The organism is Ktedonobacter robiniae (assembly GCF_016587375.1).
Lineage (GTDB): Bacteria > Chloroflexota > Ktedonobacteria > Ktedonobacterales > Ktedonobacteraceae > Ktedonobacter > Ktedonobacter robiniae.
On sequence record NZ_BNJG01000001.1, the window covers coordinates 2,807,406 to 2,825,278 of the forward strand.

Consider the following 17,873-nt stretch of genomic DNA (forward strand, 5'->3'; position numbering starts at 1 on the left):
TCATGTCTACCACGCCATATCGCATTCGCAAAGTAGGCGTGATCGGCGCTGGTGTGATGGGCGCGGCTATCGCCGCCCATCTCTCCAACGTTGGCATCCCCAGCCTGCTGCTAGATATTGTGCCTCCAGATGCCAAAGATCGGAGCATTGTGGCCCGTACTGGCCTGGAGAAGGCTCTCAAAGCCAGGCCAGCCGCCTTCTATACCAAACGCGGGGCGCAACTGGTAACGGTTGGTAATATTGAGGATGATTTGCAGGCGCTGGCCGAGGTGGATTGGGTCATTGAGGCCGTCGTCGAGCGTCTCGATATCAAGCATTCTCTGTATGAGCGCCTGGAGAAGGTGCTGGCGCCTCATACCATCATCAGCTCGAACACCTCGGGCCTTCCCGCGCACCAGCTGATCGAGGGGCGTGGCCCCGAGTTCCGCCGCAATTTCCTGATCACGCACTTCTTCAATCCCGTGCGCTATATGCCCTTGCTAGAACTGGTTCCCACGCCCGATACCGATCCTGCGCTCCTGCCCTTTATGCGCGAGTTTGGGACGGAAGTGCTGGGTAAGGGCGTGGTCCTGTGTAAGGATACCCCGAACTTTATCGCCAACCGTGTTGGTGTGTACGGCTTTCTCTCGACCATTCACCGCGCGCTGGCCGAGGGCTATAGCGTTGGTGAGGTGGATGCCATCCTTGGCCCCTCCATGGGACGCCCGAAATCAGCCGTTTTCCGCACAGCCGACCTCTCGGGCCTGGATACCCTGGCGCATGTCGCCGACAACCTCTATCAGAACGCGCCAGAAGACCCCTGGCGTGAGACGTTTAAGCTGCCGGAGATCATCCGCCAGATGGTCGCTCAAGGCAAGCTTGGGGAGAAGAGCGGGCAGGGCTTCTATAAGCGCGTGAAGCAGCCCGGTGGCGGCTCAGAGATCCTTGAATTGGATCTGAAGACGCTGGAGTATGGGCCGAAGCAGAAGGTGCGCCTGGCCTCCATTGGCACGGCACGCAATTATGACGACCCGGCGCAGCGTGTGCTTGCCATGCTCAATGGCGATGACAAAGGCGGGAAATTGGCCCGCGAGACCACGGCGGACTCCCTGATCTATGCCGCGACCCTGGCGGTTGAGATAGCCGATAGCGTCGTCGCGGTCGATGAGGCCATGCGCTGGGGCTTTAACTTCGACTTTGGTAGCTTTGAGGTCTGGGATCTCCTGCTCAAGAATCCCCAGGTGCTGGAGAAGACCTTTGAGGGACGCGAATTGCCCGAACTGGTCCAGCGCGTGCGCGAAAAGGGGCAGGGGACATTCTACGTCGAGACCAACGGTGTCCGCCAGTACTTTGACTTCAAAGATGATACCTATAAGCTGGTGCCTGTGCCAGCGGGCAGCATCACCTTCACCGCGCTTAAAGCTAGCGACAAGGTTGTGCGTGACAACGGCTCGGCCGCCCTGATCGACCTGGGTGATGGTGTGGCCTGCCTGGAGTTCCATACCAAGATGAACTCCATTGATGAGGGCATCATCGAGATGATCCGCTATGCCGTTGAGGAGGGGCCAAAGCAGTTCCGCGCCCTGGTCGTCGCAAACGATGCTCCTGACTTCTCGGCTGGCGCGAACCTCTTCCTCGTGCTCATGGGGGCGCGCCAGGGGGAATGGGATATGATCAATAACGCCGTCAACGGGTTACAGCAGGCGAACCAGATGCTCAAGTATAGTTCCATCCCTGTTGTGGCCGCACCGACTGGCCGTGCGCTTGGCGGTGGCTGTGAGATCATTATGCATTGTAACCATACGCGCGCCCTGGCCGAGTCGTATATGGGTCTCGTCGAAGTGGGTGTTGGCGTGGTGCCAGCAGGTGGCGGCTGTAAAGAGCTTCTTCTGCGTCATGGAGCCGACCTGGAGCGCCAGAAGGCAGGCAAGACGGGTGGTCCTTTCACCCCATCGCGTAAGGCCTTTGAGACCATCGCCATGGCCACCGTCTCGACCAGCGCGGTCGAGGCCCAGGAGCTACGCTTCCTGCGTAAGACGGACAGGTTGAGTGTCGGCCGTGCCGTACTCCTGCGTGACGCCAAGGCGGACGCCCTGCAACTGGCTGAGGCCCAGGCCGCCGGTAAGTGGCAGCCTGCCCAGCCTCAGCTGATGATCCTGCCAGGTTCTGGCGCGCGTCTGGTCCTGGAGCAGCAGGTAGATAATCTGCTGCTTACCGGAAAGGTCAGTGAACATGATGCTGTTGTCGCGCGCCACCTGGCCCGCGTCTTGACTGGTGGCAATTGCTCACCCCTCACACCGCTAACGGAGCAGCAGGTGCTCGACCTGGAGCGCGAAGCCTTCCTGAGCCTCTGCGGCATGGAGAAGACCCAGGAGCGTATGCAGGCTATCCTGATGACAGGCAAGCCCCTGCGCAACTAGCAAACCAGGCAAGCGCTTAAGCCGTAGATTTTTCTCTAGCGTTTGTTATTACGGTTCCCCAACCCTTTAGTGAGGTGTCCTGCTCAGTTTGAGTAGGACACCTTTTTTGTAGGAAGCAAGCATCACGTATTTCATCTGGTAAGAATATGTGACGGCGGTCCAGCTCAGCTGGACCGCCGTCACATATTCTTACTCCCGCGAAGCGCCGTAGGCGCTGAGAAGTTACCACACTATAAAAAGCGAGGCACCAGTAGCAAGTTTGCTACTGGTGCCTCGCTTTTTATAATCTTGCTTAGAAGATGGATTCGCCGGTCGCGGTATCGAAGAGGTGAATACGATCACTCTCGACATACAGGCGGATCTTGTTGCCGGGAACCGCGCGGGAGCGAGGATCGAGCGTCGCGATCAGGCTCTTGCCGCCAGCGGTCAGGTAGACCTGGAGCTCGTTACCGAGGTTCTCAACCACGTCAACTGTGCCGTCGATGCTGGAGCGGGTGCTGCTCTCGCCGACCAGGGTCGCATCCTCAAGGTGTGAGGGGCGGATACCGAAGGTCAACTCGCGGCCAGCCGCGTCACGAGCGAGCTTGGCCAGCTCAGCAGGTAACTCAATCTGGCCAATACCCTCAAGCACGAGCTTGGTCAGGTCGCCTTCACCAACGACCTTCGCACCGGGGATGAAGTTCATGGTAGGAGTACCAATGAAGCCAGCGACGAACATGTTCGCGGGATGATCATACAGGTCCTGTGGTGTACCCAGTTGCTGGATAACGCCGCCATTCAGGACTGCAATACGGTCACCCATGGTCATAGCCTCGACCTGGTCGTGGGTAACGTAAATAGTCGTTGTCTGAATGCGCTGGTGCAGTTTGATGATATTCGCACGTGTCTCAACGCGCAGCTTGGCATCCAGGTTGGAGAGTGGCTCGTCCATCAGGAAGACCTGCGCCTCGCGGACAATCGCGCGACCCAGGGCAACGCGCTGACGCTGACCACCGGAGAGTTCTTTGGGTTTACGCTTGAGCAGGTTTTCGAGACCGAGCTGCCCGGCTGCGTCTTCAACGCGCTTTTTGATCTCTGCTTTGGGGTAGTGGCGCAATTTCAGACCGAAGGCCATGTTGTCAAATACAGTCATGTGAGGATAGAGCGCATAGTTCTGGAAGACCATGGCGATATCGCGATCCTTAGGATCGACGCCATTAACCATGCGGTCACCAATGTAGATCTGGCCTTCGCTGGGCTCCTCAAGACCTGCAACCATACGCAGGCAGGTACTCTTACCACAACCGGAGGGGCCGACCAGGACCATGAATTCCTTGTCCTTGATATCAAAGCTGACATCATGGACGACTTCTACCTTGCCGAAGCGTTTGTAGATGTTCTCAAATTGGACACGAGCCATGAAGGGATACTCCTTTCGCTTCGTAACAGTTCGCAGCTTTGCTTACTGTTACCCTTCTTCATATAGAATGAAGCTCCTGCTTAGTGCTATGCCGCGTCAAGCGTGAAGTAGAGCGATCTTTTTTATAGAGATTCGTCTATATAAATCACTGCTTAAAGGGAGATCGACATAGCTTCTACCTACCGGCTCCGCTAAAAGTATACTTCATTGTTTCCAGCCGGCAGGCTAACAATAAAATTAGTATAACACAACTTTAACAAGAAGCATAGGCTAATTTTGATAAAAAAGCATGGTTGCTCAAATCTGGGCCTTTATGAAATTTTAATAAGATGTCGGCTATGTAGTCTCTATATGTATTGCCATTGGAGGAGAGAGTAATCGACATTGTATGAGTGAGAATGTATGAGGGAGAATTAGTACTCAAGTACCTGCCTATTTCTGAGTATCTTTTTGTTAAGGCTAGAGGAACAGTCTGGGGAAATTTTAGCGGTTTTAGCTTATTGAAGTGGCTTTATAAAACGTTTCTCCTTTGTTATGACAATGTAGGCATATTACATAAAAATGTGTAAAAATTGTATGAAGATTTCTTGTGTATAAGCTGTTTCAAGAGAAAAACACTAGACAATTAGATGCAACTTCATGCATACTATTAACGTGCAATGCACAGTATGTGACTACAAAAGAGAAACATTGTATGTACATATGTGCAAGTATAGGTAAGAGAGTAAAACGCGGAAAAGCAGTCCACCCATAGGGACAGTGGAGGAATGAATGATGCTAGAGGCACAGGAACAGCGCAGCGAGGTTGCGCGCTTATTGTCGCAGATAAGCGCAGAATATGAGGCAGCACAACGCGGATTATCTGAGATTTCTTACGGTATGTCACAACATGAGTTTATTACTGCGCGAATGGAGAATATGGGACAGCTCCATAACCAGTTACAATCACTGGTGGGGGATGTTGCCATTGCGATGATTGCCGATAAACTAGGGAGCTGCCATTAGGCTCGCGGGTGATGGTGTGCCACATTTTCTAAAGTGATATCAATTTCATCTCTCTACAAAGGAACCCTGAAAATGGGTTCCTTTTTGTATCTGTGCTGGCTGGTATGATAAAGCGCCAAAAAAGAGGATTGTATTTATACGTTGTCAAACAATACATCTTACAATGTACGTCACAATGTATAAATACAATCCCTGGGCGCAACTCACGAAACATGTAGCCTGCATAGTTCTTTGATCAGAAAGAGCTATGCGCCGCTATAAGGCGGTTTCAGCTATGAACTGACAGAATAAAGTGTCGAAGGTTGTCTGCGTGACACTTACTTCGCTCCTCCATTCACGGAGAGGGCAGTTTTTAGCGTGAGAGTGATGGTGTTAAGGAGCCCGGTTCAAAGACAAATGTATGCAAATGTGTATCTATTTGTGTCCTGGCTTGCTCGTCGAATAGCGTTTCTTTCTGTATATTGCGGACGCCACTCACGACATACTCTACTTCTTCACAGAAGAAGTCGGGATGGTCAAAAATGCAGTTTTCTTCCGAGAAGAAGCTGCGTCTCCATTGTGCTTTATCGGCTGCGGAGAGAAAAGGTGCGCCCTCGCAGAGAAACCACTCAGCGATCCCCTGAAGATAAGAACGATATTCAGGCGTCAGGGGAGAATGTCGGCGAATGGGATAGGCGTGTTCAACCACCGCATCATATCCTGCCTCGCGCAAGTAGTGCTGGAGCTTGGAACCGATCCAGCTATCTTCATGTGCGTACCCCAGAGCTGCCCGCTTCTCCTCCCACTTTTGTCGTGCGCGCAAGACACGTTTTTGTAGTGCCTGACTCAGAACACCAAAGCGCATAGTGCCGAAGTCGATATCCTTCACAATCAGGCGTCCACCATATTTGAGGTAGGGTCGCATGGCGGCAAAGGTATTCACTGGTGAAGGAAAGTACTGGCTGACATTTGCACTGAAAATGATATCCGCTGTATTGAGTTCAATGGGAAGTTGTTCCAGGTCAGCCCGTCGATATTCAACCTGGTCCTCATACCAGGCACCTATGCTTCGCTGGTGCGCAACGTGGAGCGATTCATCTGAGATGTCAACGCCAAGGATACGCCCCTCTGGGCCAACGGCCTTGGCCAGCATTGGTGTCCAGAGCCCTGGTCCACAACCCGCATCAACAATAAATCCTCCCTGTGGGAGGGCGATTTCCTGGATCATATTGATGCGTTCGCTGGCCTTGCTTTGATGGTGTGTCTCCAACCATTCAATTGCATTGAGAGGTAAACCGTAATCATTTACGTGAATGAGATTGTTTCCCGCCATTAACACTTAACCTTAACCTTCCAACCAGATACAAAATTCTCAGCACGAGCATTAACAGCAGTAATATTAACATATCGATGGATGAAAAATCAATAGATGTGCAACATTGTATGAAGTTAGTGTATACATTGTAATGTGTCTTTGTTTAATCAAATGTATTTTATAAGTGATAATATAAATGATGCGTTTGCAATAGGAACGTATATAGCATCTCTCTCTTATGAGCTAACCCTCTATGTTTTGGGCGAGATGCCTCATGCCTGCAGTGCTCGCCTGCGATAACTTGTACAACCGGGTTAATTGAAGAGGATAAGTGGTGGGGCCTCGGTGAAGAAAAAAAGGATGTCTGCTAGGAATGCGCCCTGCTCTTTTCTGCTGAATATTCACATTTGTGAAATAACTGCCTGCATTTTTTTATCTATTCTTCATGTGAATATCTACAATAAAGTCCCGTTTCTATGCTATAATGGGTGAGATAAATAGAGATGGAGCATGTGGCTCCCTAAGGAAGAGGGCTATTGGTATGCAGAAAGGACGCAATCCCGAACAGCCAGGCAACGAACTGGAAGAGAATGTATTGCGTGGCAGTTTGAGGAGTGGGCAAGGAAAACGCAAGAATACAGCCATCCTGAAGCAAGCGCGCCCTCCACGTAAGAGTACCCTCTCGCGTACTGAGAATGCTAAAAGTACGGTGCAAGCGCACAAGGGGAGCCAGGTCGCCGCCGATAATATTCCTGTGCTCAATAGCGCTAATGAGAAGGGACTCTCACCATTTAGTAGTACGTTGCATGCTATTTTGCATCGTAACCGGGCTGAGATTGGGCGCATCTCACGCGAGTTGGATGTCGCGGAGAATACTATCTACCGTTGGATGAATGGTACCTCTGATCCTCGACACTCACATTTACGCAATCTTCCTGATGTGATGTCAGAGCATCGACAGGCAATGATACAGGCGATTAACAAAACCTTTCCAGGCGTTCTTGATATGAACATTCTGGCGAGTATCCCTGAGATTCGGGTCGAGATCTATCGCCGTGTCCTTGAGTTGATTGCGAGCACCGCTGATCCAGCCAACTGTCTCTGGCAAGTTGCGCAGACGATTTTTGATTATGCCCTGCTCCAGTTGGATACAGAGCACAAGGGAATCACCATCATCTATGCTTCTTTTATGCCTCCTTGCGAGGACGATGGGACTATTCATTCGTTATATGAAGCGCTGGCCCGTGGCACCGAACCCTGGTCGCCAGCGACTGATAGCCGCGTCTTTCTGGGAAGTACGACGCTTGCCGGGTCGGCGGTGATGCAGCAACGCATGATGCGCTGGGATAGCCGGGACGAAGCGGCTCGCCTCCTCGTTGAAGTCGATACCCATGAGGCAAGTTCATGTGCGGCCCCCGTCATGCGTGGTGGCAGAGTCGCCGGGGCGCTTGTGGTCTCCAGCACTCAGCCACGTTTCTTCGATGACCCCACCGCCTGTAAAGCAGTTGACGACCTGGCTCATCTTCTGGCGACAGCGCTTCAGGATAAAGACTTTTACCCCTATACAAAATTGAAATTACGTCCTATGCTTAGTCTAGTAGAGCAACGCGAGATTCTGGCCTCTTGCTATGTGCAGCGCCTATTGAGCTATGCACGTGAGCATCGCGTGTCACGCGCCGAGGCCGAGATATATGTGCGTCGCGATCTGGAGAGACAATTTGAGCAGCAGTAAGAACTTTCGCCTTCCCTCTGGCGTATAGTTAATGTATTATAGTCATAATTGTTTCTGGCTAAGTTCTTATTCCGAAACCCAACGTCGCTCTCGCGACTAGCGCTCCCCCATTCGAGGACAAGCGCGCTCAGGTTTTCGGATAAGCAGTAAAGGGACTAATTTTCATTTTTTGGATTTGGATAAGAGTAAGTTATTATGCAGCAGACTCCAGAAGAAGAAGCCAAGACAGGGCCTGGTCAATCGGCTCAGCCATTGTACGAGTATCCTGCGCCTACCGCCTCACAAGCAACTCCTCCCCAACAGGGAGAGAGCCAGTCGCCATCTGTAAACATGGTGCCTGAGGAGGAAGAGCATAAGCAGCCCGGTACCATATCTGAGCAGTATGGCTCTGTCGCAGCGGCTCCTAATGAAGACAGGCCCGCACAGGAGGTCTCCGCGGAGGATATCCGGAGTGGACTGGTTTATCCACCCCCGCCCTCATTCTACGCACAGATGCCGGAGCCAACCTCTGTCGAACGAGAGCCAGCACCGCCTTCACGGCCTGAAGAGACGCCCTGGTCAACTTTTCCGCCCGTCCCTGCAAGAGGAAACCCTGGCCCACAGGGCCCCCAGCAATTTCAGGGAGGGCCGCAGTTCGCGCCCGCGCCTCCATTTGCGCCTTTTCCCGCGCCTGGTCTTCCTGTACGACGCAGGGCCAATAAGTGGGTATGGCTCTCGCTTGCTATTTTTGGTGTGATCGCTCTGGTGAGTTGTGGTTTGTGTACCTGGACAGCTTCATCGGTCATGGCTCCTGTCGTGTTGCAAACCACGGGTTCACTAACGACGATCAATAACTACTACACCGCTATTCAGAGCCGTAACTACGATGAGGCTTTTAGTTATATCGAGCCAAAAGGACGTTTGCAAGGTCTCATGCGCGAGCAATTTATTGCCGAGGCCAAGGCGCGTGATGCTCGCTATGGCCAGGTACTCTCCTTTACGCCACGCACCAACCAGGTTTCAGCACAGCCGAGTGCGCAGGGGCTCTCCAATCTCAAGGTCACCTTCGATATCACGCGTTCAAAGTTAAAGTACGCGGTGACCTTGACCGTCGAGAAGGTCAACAACCAATACAAGATTGTAGATTATCAACAGATTTAGGTGTAACCAGACAAAAAAGGTGTAAGCCAGGATCCTGGTTTACACCTTTTTGCAATGAATCAGCAATAGGTTTTTGAAAAATGAAAACGATATAGATAAATCTGGAAAACTGCAAATGTAGTAAACTTAGACGGGTAAGGGAAATCAATTACTGCGCATTTGCCAATGGAGCGGAGGAAATTTCGCGTCCCACGCATGCACGCAGATCCTCGCGGTAGAAACGCCAGGTGCTACCGACCTTGTGTCCAGTAAGCTGCCCGGACCACATCAAGCGGTAGAGGGTGGAGCGGCTCACGCGCAGGTAATCCATTGCTTCCTTGAAGGTTAAGAGGGTATCATCCTGAATCATCTGAACTACCATGTTAGGTTCTCCTTAAGAATTGTTAAATAAGTACAATTGCCACTAACGATGTAATCCGGGAGACGATAAATTACGTTACATAAATTGTCTCATTGCATACTATAGTAGCCAATGTTGATGTGAAACTGTGTTAAGGAAAAGTTGCGATCTGGTTAATTTTAACGCTAGCATGGTTAGATATTCGTTACCCTGGACTGGCCTGCTATCGGATATTAAATCTTCCTGCTAGACGTTCTTCGTCTCCCTTTTTCTGATTATATCCTTTTTCGGTTTCTTTGTAACTCCTACTACCACTTTGTGGCTAGTAGTATGTCAAGTTCCTCGTGCTTGCAAGCCACGGGAAAGATTGTCATATGCGTAAGCTGAGCCAGGTAATCGAGACTCTCTTGATCCGAGGGATCGGCCAGGGCTATGGTTAGCGCCTGTTGTTCACGGCCTACAGGTACGCAGCGCAAGGTGCAGGCAACGCTATGGGGGATGAGGCGTGTCAAACGCCTGGGCAGGCAGGTTGGCAGGTGCATAAACGGGACTGAGGATGGCATTGCTGCTTCGTATGCTGGCGGCTGATGATACAGGTTACTATGCCTGCTGTATGTGGCGCTGATTGGTAAGAGCATACGTGGCTTCAAGGTGACGCGTCGCTCGCAACGCCCTAACTGCTGGAGAAAGCCCTCATAGGTCTCTTGCTGTTCGGGGAAGGAGGCATACCCGATGATAATATGTGTTTCATGCCGTAGGGGAGGAATTATCGTCTCGGCCTCCAGTAGATCTACCTGTGCATAAATACGCTCCAGAATGTTGTAGGCGCCTCCAGATCCAACACCTGGGAGGAAGAGCAGAGCGCTCCCTTCGCCGTGTGTGCATAGTTGATCACTACCGCGTAGGACGGCTTTGATCTTGTCTTCAAGTTGGCTCATAAAGCCAGGTGCTGGATGACTGCAATGTGGAGGCCTGAACACATGCTTATGTGTGGTGGCATCATAGGTGCTTCGGCGTTCAACTTGCACAACATGCAGGACAAAAAGGCTGAAGGGCTGTCTCTGTGCCAACAACTCCTGAATGTGTTGTTGTACCTCCTGCAACAGCTCTGTTGGGAGTAAAATGTTCTCCAGGAGAGGCTCTTCTGCTTTTCTTATCTCTTGAAGCGCTTCTGTATGCGTGAGCGGCAAAAGTTGGCAGGTGCAGGGGTCGCCCTGATGCCGTACAGCTCGCCTACCTCGGGCTGACTTTATGCTTGTACGCTTGAGATGCTGCTTCTCGGAGGCTGCCTCACCTGTTGTTAGCCTTGTAATCATCAGACCTCTGCCTCTGGATACCCATGCCTTGAGGCATGGGGTTCTCTGACTGTTTCTGTGTATTTGCCCAAATGGATATAGGGAAGTGTATCATTGAAGAAGACGAAGGTGTGATGGTTAATGCGTTACAGAGTGGTTAAGATTCACCAAGGCAGGTTAAGAAGCAGGGCTGAGAGGATGGTGTTCTGTGAGTGGTATCCAACCATGTATTGTTGTCTCGCGTATGGCTGGATACCTGATCGTTGTCGTCGCTTGTGCCCAAATTGAAAGCTTAAGGGGCCGGGTTAAGGTTCGATAGCCACAGGGGCAGTGAAGGTATAGCCTACTCCTGGGACCGTCATAATAAAACGAGGGCTATTAGGAGAGGGCTCTACTTTCTGGCGCAGGTGGCGGATGTGGGTCTTCACCAGGCCTGAGTCGCCGGTTTCATCGTAGCCCCAGACACGTTCGATGATCATATCTGTGGTCAGGACCTGGCCTGTATTAGTAATAAGCAAATGGAGTAAACGGCTTTCAGTAGGAGTAAGGCGAACTTTGACGCCATCGCGTGTGACCTCATGCCGCATCGCATCAAGCGTAATTGGTCCAACAGTAACTGTAGAGGTGCCCGCGACCCCACGTACATTGCCTGCGCGGCGCATAACGGCTTTAATGCGTGCCAGGAGCTGTCTCGGGCTGAAGGGTTTGCGCAAATAGTCATCAGCACCCAGTTCCAGGCCACGGACTTCGTCGTCTTCGCGGTCGTGAGCGGTCAAGATAAGTACCATAGAGTTGGTTTCGTTACGCATCTGGCGACAGACCTCGAAACCATCAAGTTTAGGCATCTGAATATCTAAAATCACCAGGTCTGGTAATGATTCACGCCAACGCTTGATTGCCTGCTCGCCATCAAAGGCGCGTATGACCTCGTAGCCATGCCCTTTGAGCCAGTAGCTCAGCATATCTACCATGTCGCGGTCATCGTCCGCTACCATGATCTTCACGTACGTTTTCCTCCTACACTACAGGCCTACGTTACAATGCAAGGATGTACAGACGTGTCTTCTTATAGACACTTTGCCCATCATTTCTGCGTCTCACGTTCCCAACGGGACGCAACTATGGGAGTAACATAATGATACAATGTGTGACAGGAATAGTCATGATCAATAGTTCTTTTGGGCAATTGGCTCTGTTTATTACGGCAATTTGACCCGTCTCCAGGTTTATTTCGCTGGCCATCTGCCCAGTAGTGTCCCGCAAAAGCCTGCTCTCCCTTATCTATCCTGGTTCACAAGCTCGCCTCAGTGGAGATGGTCCCTAAAAATGCGCAAAGGAAGAGGTAGAAAGGCGTATGTGCATCTTAAGCATTTTCTACTTCACCCACAAGTCCTACTATTTTGTCTGTGGTGAAACAAGATGATATCATTTTTCTGAAGCTATCCTCTAAGAATGTGTGTACGCTGGGAGTCATGTACCTCCGCTTTCAAAGCGGGGGCTTGGAGCGAGGACATGTGCCTCGTTGTGATAAAAGCGGCAGTGGATGGCTCCTTGAGGGAGGCAGACAACGAATACAGCAAGTTTCCCAACCTGGTTTTATCTGGGTAGCTACGGTGGAGTCGCCTGCTGCCTATGTATGCTCGTGGGCAATATTCTCTATGCCTACATACGCAAACGTGGGGCACGGCGTCAGCTTCAGGCTGTCACTTTCGCCTGCATAATAGCGGCCCTGCTGGTAATTCCTGCCTTTATATGGTATGCGCTTTATTTTCATGCCGCACATACCTCGCTCTCATTTCTAGAGGCGATGATCGTCCTGGCTTATCTCGCTATTTGTGGTTGGTTGCTACCCGTAGGGGCCAGCGCCCTCTTTCTGGCGCTAGCGCGACCGCGTGTTGCGGAATCTCTCCTTAGATCCACATCCGTGCAGACCGCTGCCACACGCTCGAATTCCACTGGCGCCTCGTATGTTCCTCCCCGCTATATACCAGGTAACCCCGTGTCGCTGGTCTTTGGCGAGGAGACGCCCTGGGCCTGGCTAGAGTATCGGAATGGAAACTTTCAAGGCCAGCGCCTGGCTTTCAAGCGTGCGATTATGACGATTGGACGTGATGAGAACTGCGATATCTGGCTGGATGACGATATGGTCTCGCGCCACCATGCCGAGATCGCGTGGGACCGTGGCATGGTCTTTGTGACAGATTGTGGGAGTATGAATGGCCTCTCGCTCAACGGCCAGCGTGTCAAAGGCTTTGCACGCCTGGAGCATAATGACCTGCTTGAAGTTGGCTCACACCGCTTTATCTTCGCGCTGGCTGAGTCTCAGGAGGCTTCGCTAGAGGAGAGTGACCCTCTTGCGCACCACAAATGGCGCCTGACCAGTGAACTGGGTCAGGATACCCCTACCGGAAATAGTCGTGATCTGCCTGCAACCAGGCCACTCACCGACCGGGCTTCGGTCCTCTTTTCGGGGCGAGTAACGGAAGATTGGAAGGACACTGCTGAGGTAACAAGGCCGCCAACTCCTTTTCAGACCTCGACAAATCTGGGAGGTGCGCTGACCATTCGTGATGGTGAACTGGTGGGCCGTAGCTTTATGCTCGAACGGGCCGTTCTCTCAGTTGGGCGCGGTATCGAGAGCGATATCGTGATCAATGACTCTTCGATCTCACGTCGGCATGCTCAATTCTTGCGTCAGGCCGATGGCGACTATGTGCAGGATCTCAATAGCCGGAATGGGACACGCGTCAACGATGAGTACCTGACCAAGCCTCGCTTGCTCCAAGGCGGCGATATCGTCTCTGTAGGTAACATTCGCCTGGAGTACATCTCGATGCTGGTGGCTCATACTTCTTCCCTGCCACATCTGATCACACCCCGGCCCTATACCGCGCCTATTAGTGGCATTGGTCCCGCCCCTATCAAGCTTCCTAGCCGCCAGAAGTAGTGCTCCACGCGAACGTGTTTACCACGCAATTTCATAGCGTTGAAGTGGGTGGAGCGAGAGGATGGGTCGCCCATGGCCAGGATAGAGGTAATGAATATCCAGGCTACGGAGGACGTGCAGCGTCTCGCGTAAGAGGTGGCGGCTAGCTCCAGCGCGTAGACGTGGTCTCTCACTTTCATTAGTGAGCACTGTATCTCCACAGATTAATTCCAGAGAGAAGGGATTGTAGAGGCAGAGGCTTTCGGGAGTATGCCCGGGACTGGCAATGACGCGCCACTCAGGATGCTCAGGCAGTCCCGTAATATCCTCTAGCCAGATATCAACCAATTGCATTTGCTGGAGATAGGCCGGTGGGAAGAGATCGAGGTGTTGCAGAGAGTCCGGTAGCATCCGCCCGGCGAAATGACTGATGTGTGGCAGGACATTTCCCTTGTTCTCATTATCGAGCGCGAGCTGCTTAACCAGGGCCGAGGCCGCAACGGGGGCCGAGCAGGTGGCTTTGAGCGCCGCGAGACCTGCCGTATGATCGGGATGGAGGTGGGTAAAGACAACCAGGTCTATGTCTTGAGGACTGCGACCAAGAATGCGCTGAATGTAGTGGTGGAGCAGGCGCACATTCAACTCAGAACCAGGGTCGACGACCACCAGGTGCTCATCGTTGATGAGGTAGGTGTTGGCCATAGAGAAGCGATCTGTGATGGTGTGCACCATCCTGGCTTTGGTTGGATGCATAGGCTCTAGGATGCATTCCTTTCCTTCAATCGGGTTCCCTGGATACTTGCTGGCTTGCCCTGTAGCTGCTAAGAAGAGCTATATGGGGTGATGAGGGCGCAGGGTATGATTTAACAACCTGGATAGAATGCATTATAAAACCTGGCCTGCTACAAAGCAATGAGATGCTTATTTAGGAGCAAACTCCCATGTACTGTACGCTTTTTTTCTCTGCCCTTACCGAAAACGAGGCCGCCTCCCATCGTAGATCAGCTTATACGCAGGGAGTGATCTCATATGTTATACTTACGGTAAATTAGGTGGTACATCCTCGATACGGAGGTTCTTTTTCGAATGACACTAGCCCCTGAGGGTCAATGGCCGCACTATACCTATGCTGTGCCACAGACCTATACCAAATCCCAGGTTCGCCTTGTGGGTTTGGGGAATTATTCTCCTAAAGGTATTATCACAAACGAATTTTTCGCGTATATTTCGACCTGTCTTGGTGATCCGCGTAAGGCGGAGGACCTGGAGCGCGTTACTGGTTTGAGCACCCGTTATGTTCGCGCCAGTACAATGGCTCTGTGCCGGAGGATGGCTGGTAGCGATGCTCCCGGCCTGATCGATGATCCCGAAGCGGCCGAAGATGAGTCGCTTGTTGATATGGCGGTTGGGGCTGCGAAGCGCGCCCTGGCGAGTGCGGGCCTGGAAGCCACAGATATAGATACAATCATTGGTGCCTCCTCATCCGATAATGATGCCTTTCCGACGATTGCAGGCTGGGTGGGAATGCGCCTGGGTATCCCAACTATTCGCGCAACCATGCTGCGGGGCGCCTGTGCTTGCCAGACGGAGGCCTTCCAGGTCTGTGCCGAGATACTGGCCGCCAGCTCTGCCAGGCGCGTGTTGCTGGTGATGTCTGAGGGCCTACTCCCCAACATCATGAATGTGTTGGATTGGAAGACCAGCTCGCTCTTTGGCGAGGGGGCCGTGGCCTACATTCTGGAGCGTGGCGACGAGCCAACCTATGTCATTAATGGTTCTGATGCTCGCCAGGCAGCTTCCCTCTTCTACCAGACGCCGCTGCGTAAAGACTCGGTGGAGATGGCCGAGGTCGATCTGCGGATTCGCCAGCTCTTCAAAGAGGGCAAGGGGAAAGAGTTAAGCCAGCTTCTCTCGCAGTACCATGTGGGCTATACCAAGATGAACGGCAAAGAGGTCTTTCGTGAGGCTCCCCGGGCTATGGCAGAGTCTGTAGATGCGCTCCTGCGTCACTCGGGCTTGCAGTATGATGATGTGAAGCATATCGTGCCTCACCAAGCTAACTCACGCATTACGCGTCGCATGGGTGAGCTGCTGATGAATGATTATGGCTGGCCTGAGTCTACCATGGGGAAACTGGCCGATAACTTCCGCTACTATGGCAACCTCTCCAACGCGAGTATTGGCACCGCACTGGTTGAACTGTTGCGCAATGACCGCCTGCATCCTGGCGAGTGGCTGGCCCTCCCCGCGGTAGGTGGGGGGCTTAACTATGGCTGCTGGCTTGTACGTTACCAAGGATTGAAAAACGTAGATGCTGTGGTCGACCCCGCTTAGAAATTTTTGATGAAGAATATAATGATGCTGGCAGCCACAGGCTGCCAGCATCATTATATTCTTCATCAGTTAAAAAAGTCCACGTTCGTAGGTATAATAGACTTCGCTGTCTTCGGCGATGGCCTCTTCACAACCCAGGCCCGCGAAGGCATCGCGCATAATAACCAGGTCGGGCGCGTAGATGCGTACGTTTTCGATCTCTATCTCGATTGCATGCTGGAGTAGCTCGTTGCCGATGAGGCTGATGGCTTCGATGGCGGTTCCGTCGATGTACCCGACCGAGAGACTTACTGTTGGGTTCTCGCGCACCTCAATGATGGCCAGCCCATCCAGGCGTTCCCAGCGATGAAGAACATAAATTTGCTGCGCCTTGATCTTTTTCTCTAGAAACTCTGCCGTGATGGGATAAGCGCGGAAGCGCAGGTAGTAGAGACCTCCGACGATGGGAAAGATATTCGAGGCATTTAAGAAGTCAATGATGGCGTCCAGGTCCTCAAGCGTGGCCAGGCGCGGTTTATCGCTGCCATGTACACGCGTGATTTTCTCGGGCGTGGCTTTGGTATTAAAGGGGAGAATGGCCCCCACGCGGCGAAAATATCCCCCTTCACTCACCTGCTGCGAGCGCTCATTGATATGTGAAATGGCCATACGTGCATATTGCGCGCCGCGCCGCATAGCCTCGGCCAACGCGGCCTCATTCACCTTGCGTGCCAACCCCTGACGGCGAAATTCTGGAGCGACGCGCAGGCCCTCAAGCCAGGCGTCCTCAGACGTAAGCATCTCCATATGCACCAGGGCTGCAGGTTGTTTGTCAACTGTGGCTACAATAAGCTGCCCTGCTGGATTCTGTAGCCATTCATTCCAGACGTGCTCGATATAATCTCCATGTTCCCATGTGTGTGCGCAGAAGGCCAGAACCGCCTCGCGGTCCTTGGCCTGCGCTGGTCGTACTTCAATGTGTGACATGACCAGTGATACCTCCCTTTCCTGTGTTGACTATAGCGAGAAAACGTCATTTTCGTCAATATATTCCGCAACCATTGCTCAGTCCTGGGCGTGCTATATGTATCGTTTACCTATCCGTAAAGATAAATTCCGCTGTAGACAACTACAACTTTTGATAGAGAGTTAGCTAGAGGCATAGAGGAGGAGGCCATGCCAGAAAAGAATCCACCTTCTAAAGATGAGGCAGTAAAAGAGCTTGAGGGCCATGCTCAGGAGGCAGTGCAGAAGGCACAGCAGGAGGTAGAGGAGTCGCGCTCTCCCTGGTGGAGCGTCTTACGCAAGACGAGTTTCCTGATCACGTTTGATGCCATTATGCTTGTGCTTTTTGGCGCCCTGGCCGCCTATGTGCATTTTAATGCCGTCCTCAATATCGATGTGTTTATTACGCAGGAGCTTCAGGAGTTACGGACTCCGTGGTTAGATGTGTTGATGACGGCCGTCAGCTATATTGGGACCAGCCTTATATTGTCAATCCTGCTAATTATTGTGATGGCGATTATCTTCTGGATCGTCAATTTGCGTTTGGAGGCGATCATTCTCATCGTGCATACCACTGTGAGTTCGCTCTTGAATGGTCTGTTCAAAGCCTGGATTGGACGCCCACGCCCGACAACCAACCTGGTCGAGATCCTACAGGCCGCTGGCGGCAAAAGCTTTCCCAGTGGGCATGTGATGGGGTATGTTGCCTTCTGGGGCCTGCTCTTCTCCTTCGGGATGATTCTCTTTAAGCGTGACCGCTGGTGGCACTATGTATTGCTGATTGTACCTGCATTGTTTGTGATCCTGGTAGGGCCATCACGTGTCTATCTTGGTGACCACTGGGCCTCGGATGTATTGGGGGCCTATATGATTGGCCTCTTCTTGCTCTCCATAACGCTCTGGATCTATGGACGCCTGAAGCGCCGAGGGGTGCTTGAGTATAAGCATACGCCCGCTAAGGCTCATCCTGCTCATTCATCATAAGATCTGCCTGGTACACAGAGAGGAGGGGAACGGCATCACAT

Annotated in this window: 14 protein-coding genes; 7 read left to right on the top strand and 7 right to left on the bottom strand. The window is 52.2% G+C overall.

The genetic code is table 11. The features are described from left to right. Positions 1–2 precede the first annotated feature (2 nt). On the top strand, positions 3–2,399 hold the full coding sequence (locus JMJ04_RS11825) for a 3-hydroxyacyl-CoA dehydrogenase/enoyl-CoA hydratase family protein (protein ID WP_201370691.1): 2,397 nt from the start codon (positions 3–5) through the stop codon (positions 2,397–2,399). 292 nt (positions 2,400–2,691) lie between these two features. Here the strand turns inward: JMJ04_RS11825 and JMJ04_RS11830 are convergent, their stop codons facing one another. Further along, entirely contained in the window at positions 2,692–3,798 is a 1,107-nt protein-coding gene (locus tag JMJ04_RS11830) for an ABC transporter ATP-binding protein (RefSeq protein WP_201370692.1), read from the bottom strand. Between the two features lie 771 nt (positions 3,799–4,569). On the opposite strand from JMJ04_RS11830, the gene JMJ04_RS11835 reads away from it, so the two are divergent. After that, entirely contained in the window at positions 4,570–4,803 is a 234-nt protein-coding gene (locus JMJ04_RS11835; protein ID WP_201370693.1) for a hypothetical protein, read from the top strand. A gap of 352 nt (positions 4,804–5,155) precedes the next feature. On the opposite strand, the gene JMJ04_RS11840 is transcribed toward JMJ04_RS11835, so the two are convergent. After that, positions 5,156–6,115, bottom strand: coding sequence for a methyltransferase domain-containing protein (locus tag JMJ04_RS11840; RefSeq protein ID WP_201370694.1), 960 nt, complete (start codon positions 6,113–6,115; stop codon positions 5,156–5,158). Between the two features lie 523 nt (positions 6,116–6,638). On the opposite strand from JMJ04_RS11840, the gene JMJ04_RS11845 reads away from it, so the two are divergent. Both JMJ04_RS11845 and JMJ04_RS11850 read left to right on the top strand, forming a co-directional pair. After that, the gene (locus JMJ04_RS11845) at positions 6,639–7,829 is read left to right on the top strand and encodes a GAF domain-containing protein (protein ID WP_201370695.1); all 1,191 of its coding nucleotides are present in this window, start codon (positions 6,639–6,641) and stop codon (positions 7,827–7,829) included. A 195-nt stretch (positions 7,830–8,024) separates the two neighbouring features. After that, complete coding sequence (locus JMJ04_RS11850) at positions 8,025–8,969, top strand: hypothetical protein (protein WP_201370696.1); 945 nt, start codon at positions 8,025–8,027, stop codon at positions 8,967–8,969. A gap of 148 nt (positions 8,970–9,117) precedes the next feature. Here the strand turns inward: JMJ04_RS11850 and JMJ04_RS11855 are convergent, their stop codons facing one another. The 3 genes from JMJ04_RS11855 to JMJ04_RS11865 all read right to left on the bottom strand — a co-directional run bounded on the left by JMJ04_RS11855 (position 9,118) and on the right by JMJ04_RS11865 (position 11,599). After that, positions 9,118–9,330: a helix-turn-helix domain-containing protein gene (locus JMJ04_RS11855; RefSeq protein ID WP_201370697.1), complete on the bottom strand. Its 213-nt coding sequence runs from the start codon at positions 9,328–9,330 to the stop codon at positions 9,118–9,120. 287 nt (positions 9,331–9,617) lie between these two features. After that, positions 9,618–10,625 carry a GspE/PulE/PilB domain-containing protein gene (locus JMJ04_RS11860; RefSeq protein ID WP_201370698.1) on the bottom strand — a complete coding sequence of 336 codons (1,008 nt, stop codon included), beginning with the start codon at positions 10,623–10,625 and terminating at the stop codon, positions 9,618–9,620. 284 nt (positions 10,626–10,909) lie between these two features. Next, entirely contained in the window at positions 10,910–11,599 is a 690-nt protein-coding gene (locus JMJ04_RS11865) for a response regulator transcription factor (RefSeq protein WP_040443605.1), read from the bottom strand. 641 nt (positions 11,600–12,240) lie between these two features. Between JMJ04_RS11865 and JMJ04_RS11870 the strand changes: the two genes are divergently transcribed. Continuing rightward, positions 12,241–13,551: an FHA domain-containing protein gene (locus tag JMJ04_RS11870; protein ID WP_201370699.1), complete on the top strand. Its 1,311-nt coding sequence runs from the start codon at positions 12,241–12,243 to the stop codon at positions 13,549–13,551. A gap of 18 nt (positions 13,552–13,569) precedes the next feature. Here JMJ04_RS11870 and JMJ04_RS11875 read toward each other — a convergent pair whose 3' ends face one another. After that, complete coding sequence (locus JMJ04_RS11875; RefSeq protein ID WP_201370700.1) at positions 13,570–14,283, bottom strand: MBL fold metallo-hydrolase; 714 nt, start codon at positions 14,281–14,283, stop codon at positions 13,570–13,572. A 333-nt stretch (positions 14,284–14,616) separates the two neighbouring features. Between JMJ04_RS11875 and JMJ04_RS11880 the strand changes: the two genes are divergently transcribed. Further along, positions 14,617–15,864: a 3-oxoacyl-ACP synthase III family protein gene (locus tag JMJ04_RS11880; RefSeq protein ID WP_201370701.1), complete on the top strand. Its 1,248-nt coding sequence runs from the start codon at positions 14,617–14,619 to the stop codon at positions 15,862–15,864. A 69-nt stretch (positions 15,865–15,933) separates the two neighbouring features. On the opposite strand, the gene JMJ04_RS11885 is transcribed toward JMJ04_RS11880, so the two are convergent. Next, positions 15,934–16,830 carry a GNAT family N-acetyltransferase gene (locus JMJ04_RS11885; RefSeq protein WP_201370702.1) on the bottom strand — a complete coding sequence of 299 codons (897 nt, stop codon included), beginning with the start codon at positions 16,828–16,830 and terminating at the stop codon, positions 15,934–15,936. Between the two features lie 189 nt (positions 16,831–17,019). On the opposite strand from JMJ04_RS11885, the gene JMJ04_RS11890 reads away from it, so the two are divergent. Further along, positions 17,020–17,832 carry a phosphatase PAP2 family protein gene (locus tag JMJ04_RS11890; protein WP_201370703.1) on the top strand — a complete coding sequence of 271 codons (813 nt, stop codon included), beginning with the start codon at positions 17,020–17,022 and terminating at the stop codon, positions 17,830–17,832. The last annotated feature ends 41 nt before the right edge of the window (positions 17,833–17,873 follow it).

What these genes read in the sequence shown, in the direction of transcription:
- JMJ04_RS11825 (WP_201370691.1), top strand. Translation starts at nt 3, where the DNA reads ATGTCTACCACGCCATATCGCATTCGCAAAGTAGGCGTGATCGGCGCT.
- JMJ04_RS11830 (WP_201370692.1), bottom strand. Translation starts at nt 3,798, where the DNA reads ATGGCTCGTGTCCAATTTGAGAACATCTACAAACGCTTCGGCAAGGTA.
- JMJ04_RS11835 (WP_201370693.1), top strand. Translation starts at nt 4,570, where the DNA reads ATGATGCTAGAGGCACAGGAACAGCGCAGCGAGGTTGCGCGCTTATTG.
- JMJ04_RS11840 (WP_201370694.1), bottom strand. Translation starts at nt 6,115, where the DNA reads ATGGCGGGAAACAATCTCATTCACGTAAATGATTACGGTTTACCTCTC.
- JMJ04_RS11845 (WP_201370695.1), top strand. Translation starts at nt 6,639, where the DNA reads ATGCAGAAAGGACGCAATCCCGAACAGCCAGGCAACGAACTGGAAGAG.
- JMJ04_RS11850 (WP_201370696.1), top strand. Translation starts at nt 8,025, where the DNA reads ATGCAGCAGACTCCAGAAGAAGAAGCCAAGACAGGGCCTGGTCAATCG.
- JMJ04_RS11855 (WP_201370697.1), bottom strand. Translation starts at nt 9,330, where the DNA reads ATGGTAGTTCAGATGATTCAGGATGATACCCTCTTAACCTTCAAGGAA.
- JMJ04_RS11860 (WP_201370698.1), bottom strand. Translation starts at nt 10,625, where the DNA reads ATGATTACAAGGCTAACAACAGGTGAGGCAGCCTCCGAGAAGCAGCAT.
- JMJ04_RS11865 (WP_040443605.1), bottom strand. Translation starts at nt 11,599, where the DNA reads ATGGTAGCGGACGATGACCGCGACATGGTAGATATGCTGAGCTACTGG.
- JMJ04_RS11870 (WP_201370699.1), top strand. Translation starts at nt 12,241, where the DNA reads ATGCTCGTGGGCAATATTCTCTATGCCTACATACGCAAACGTGGGGCA.
- JMJ04_RS11875 (WP_201370700.1), bottom strand. Translation starts at nt 14,283, where the DNA reads ATGCATCCAACCAAAGCCAGGATGGTGCACACCATCACAGATCGCTTC.
- JMJ04_RS11880 (WP_201370701.1), top strand. Translation starts at nt 14,617, where the DNA reads ATGACACTAGCCCCTGAGGGTCAATGGCCGCACTATACCTATGCTGTG.
- JMJ04_RS11885 (WP_201370702.1), bottom strand. Translation starts at nt 16,830, where the DNA reads ATGTCACACATTGAAGTACGACCAGCGCAGGCCAAGGACCGCGAGGCG.
- JMJ04_RS11890 (WP_201370703.1), top strand. Translation starts at nt 17,020, where the DNA reads ATGCCAGAAAAGAATCCACCTTCTAAAGATGAGGCAGTAAAAGAGCTT.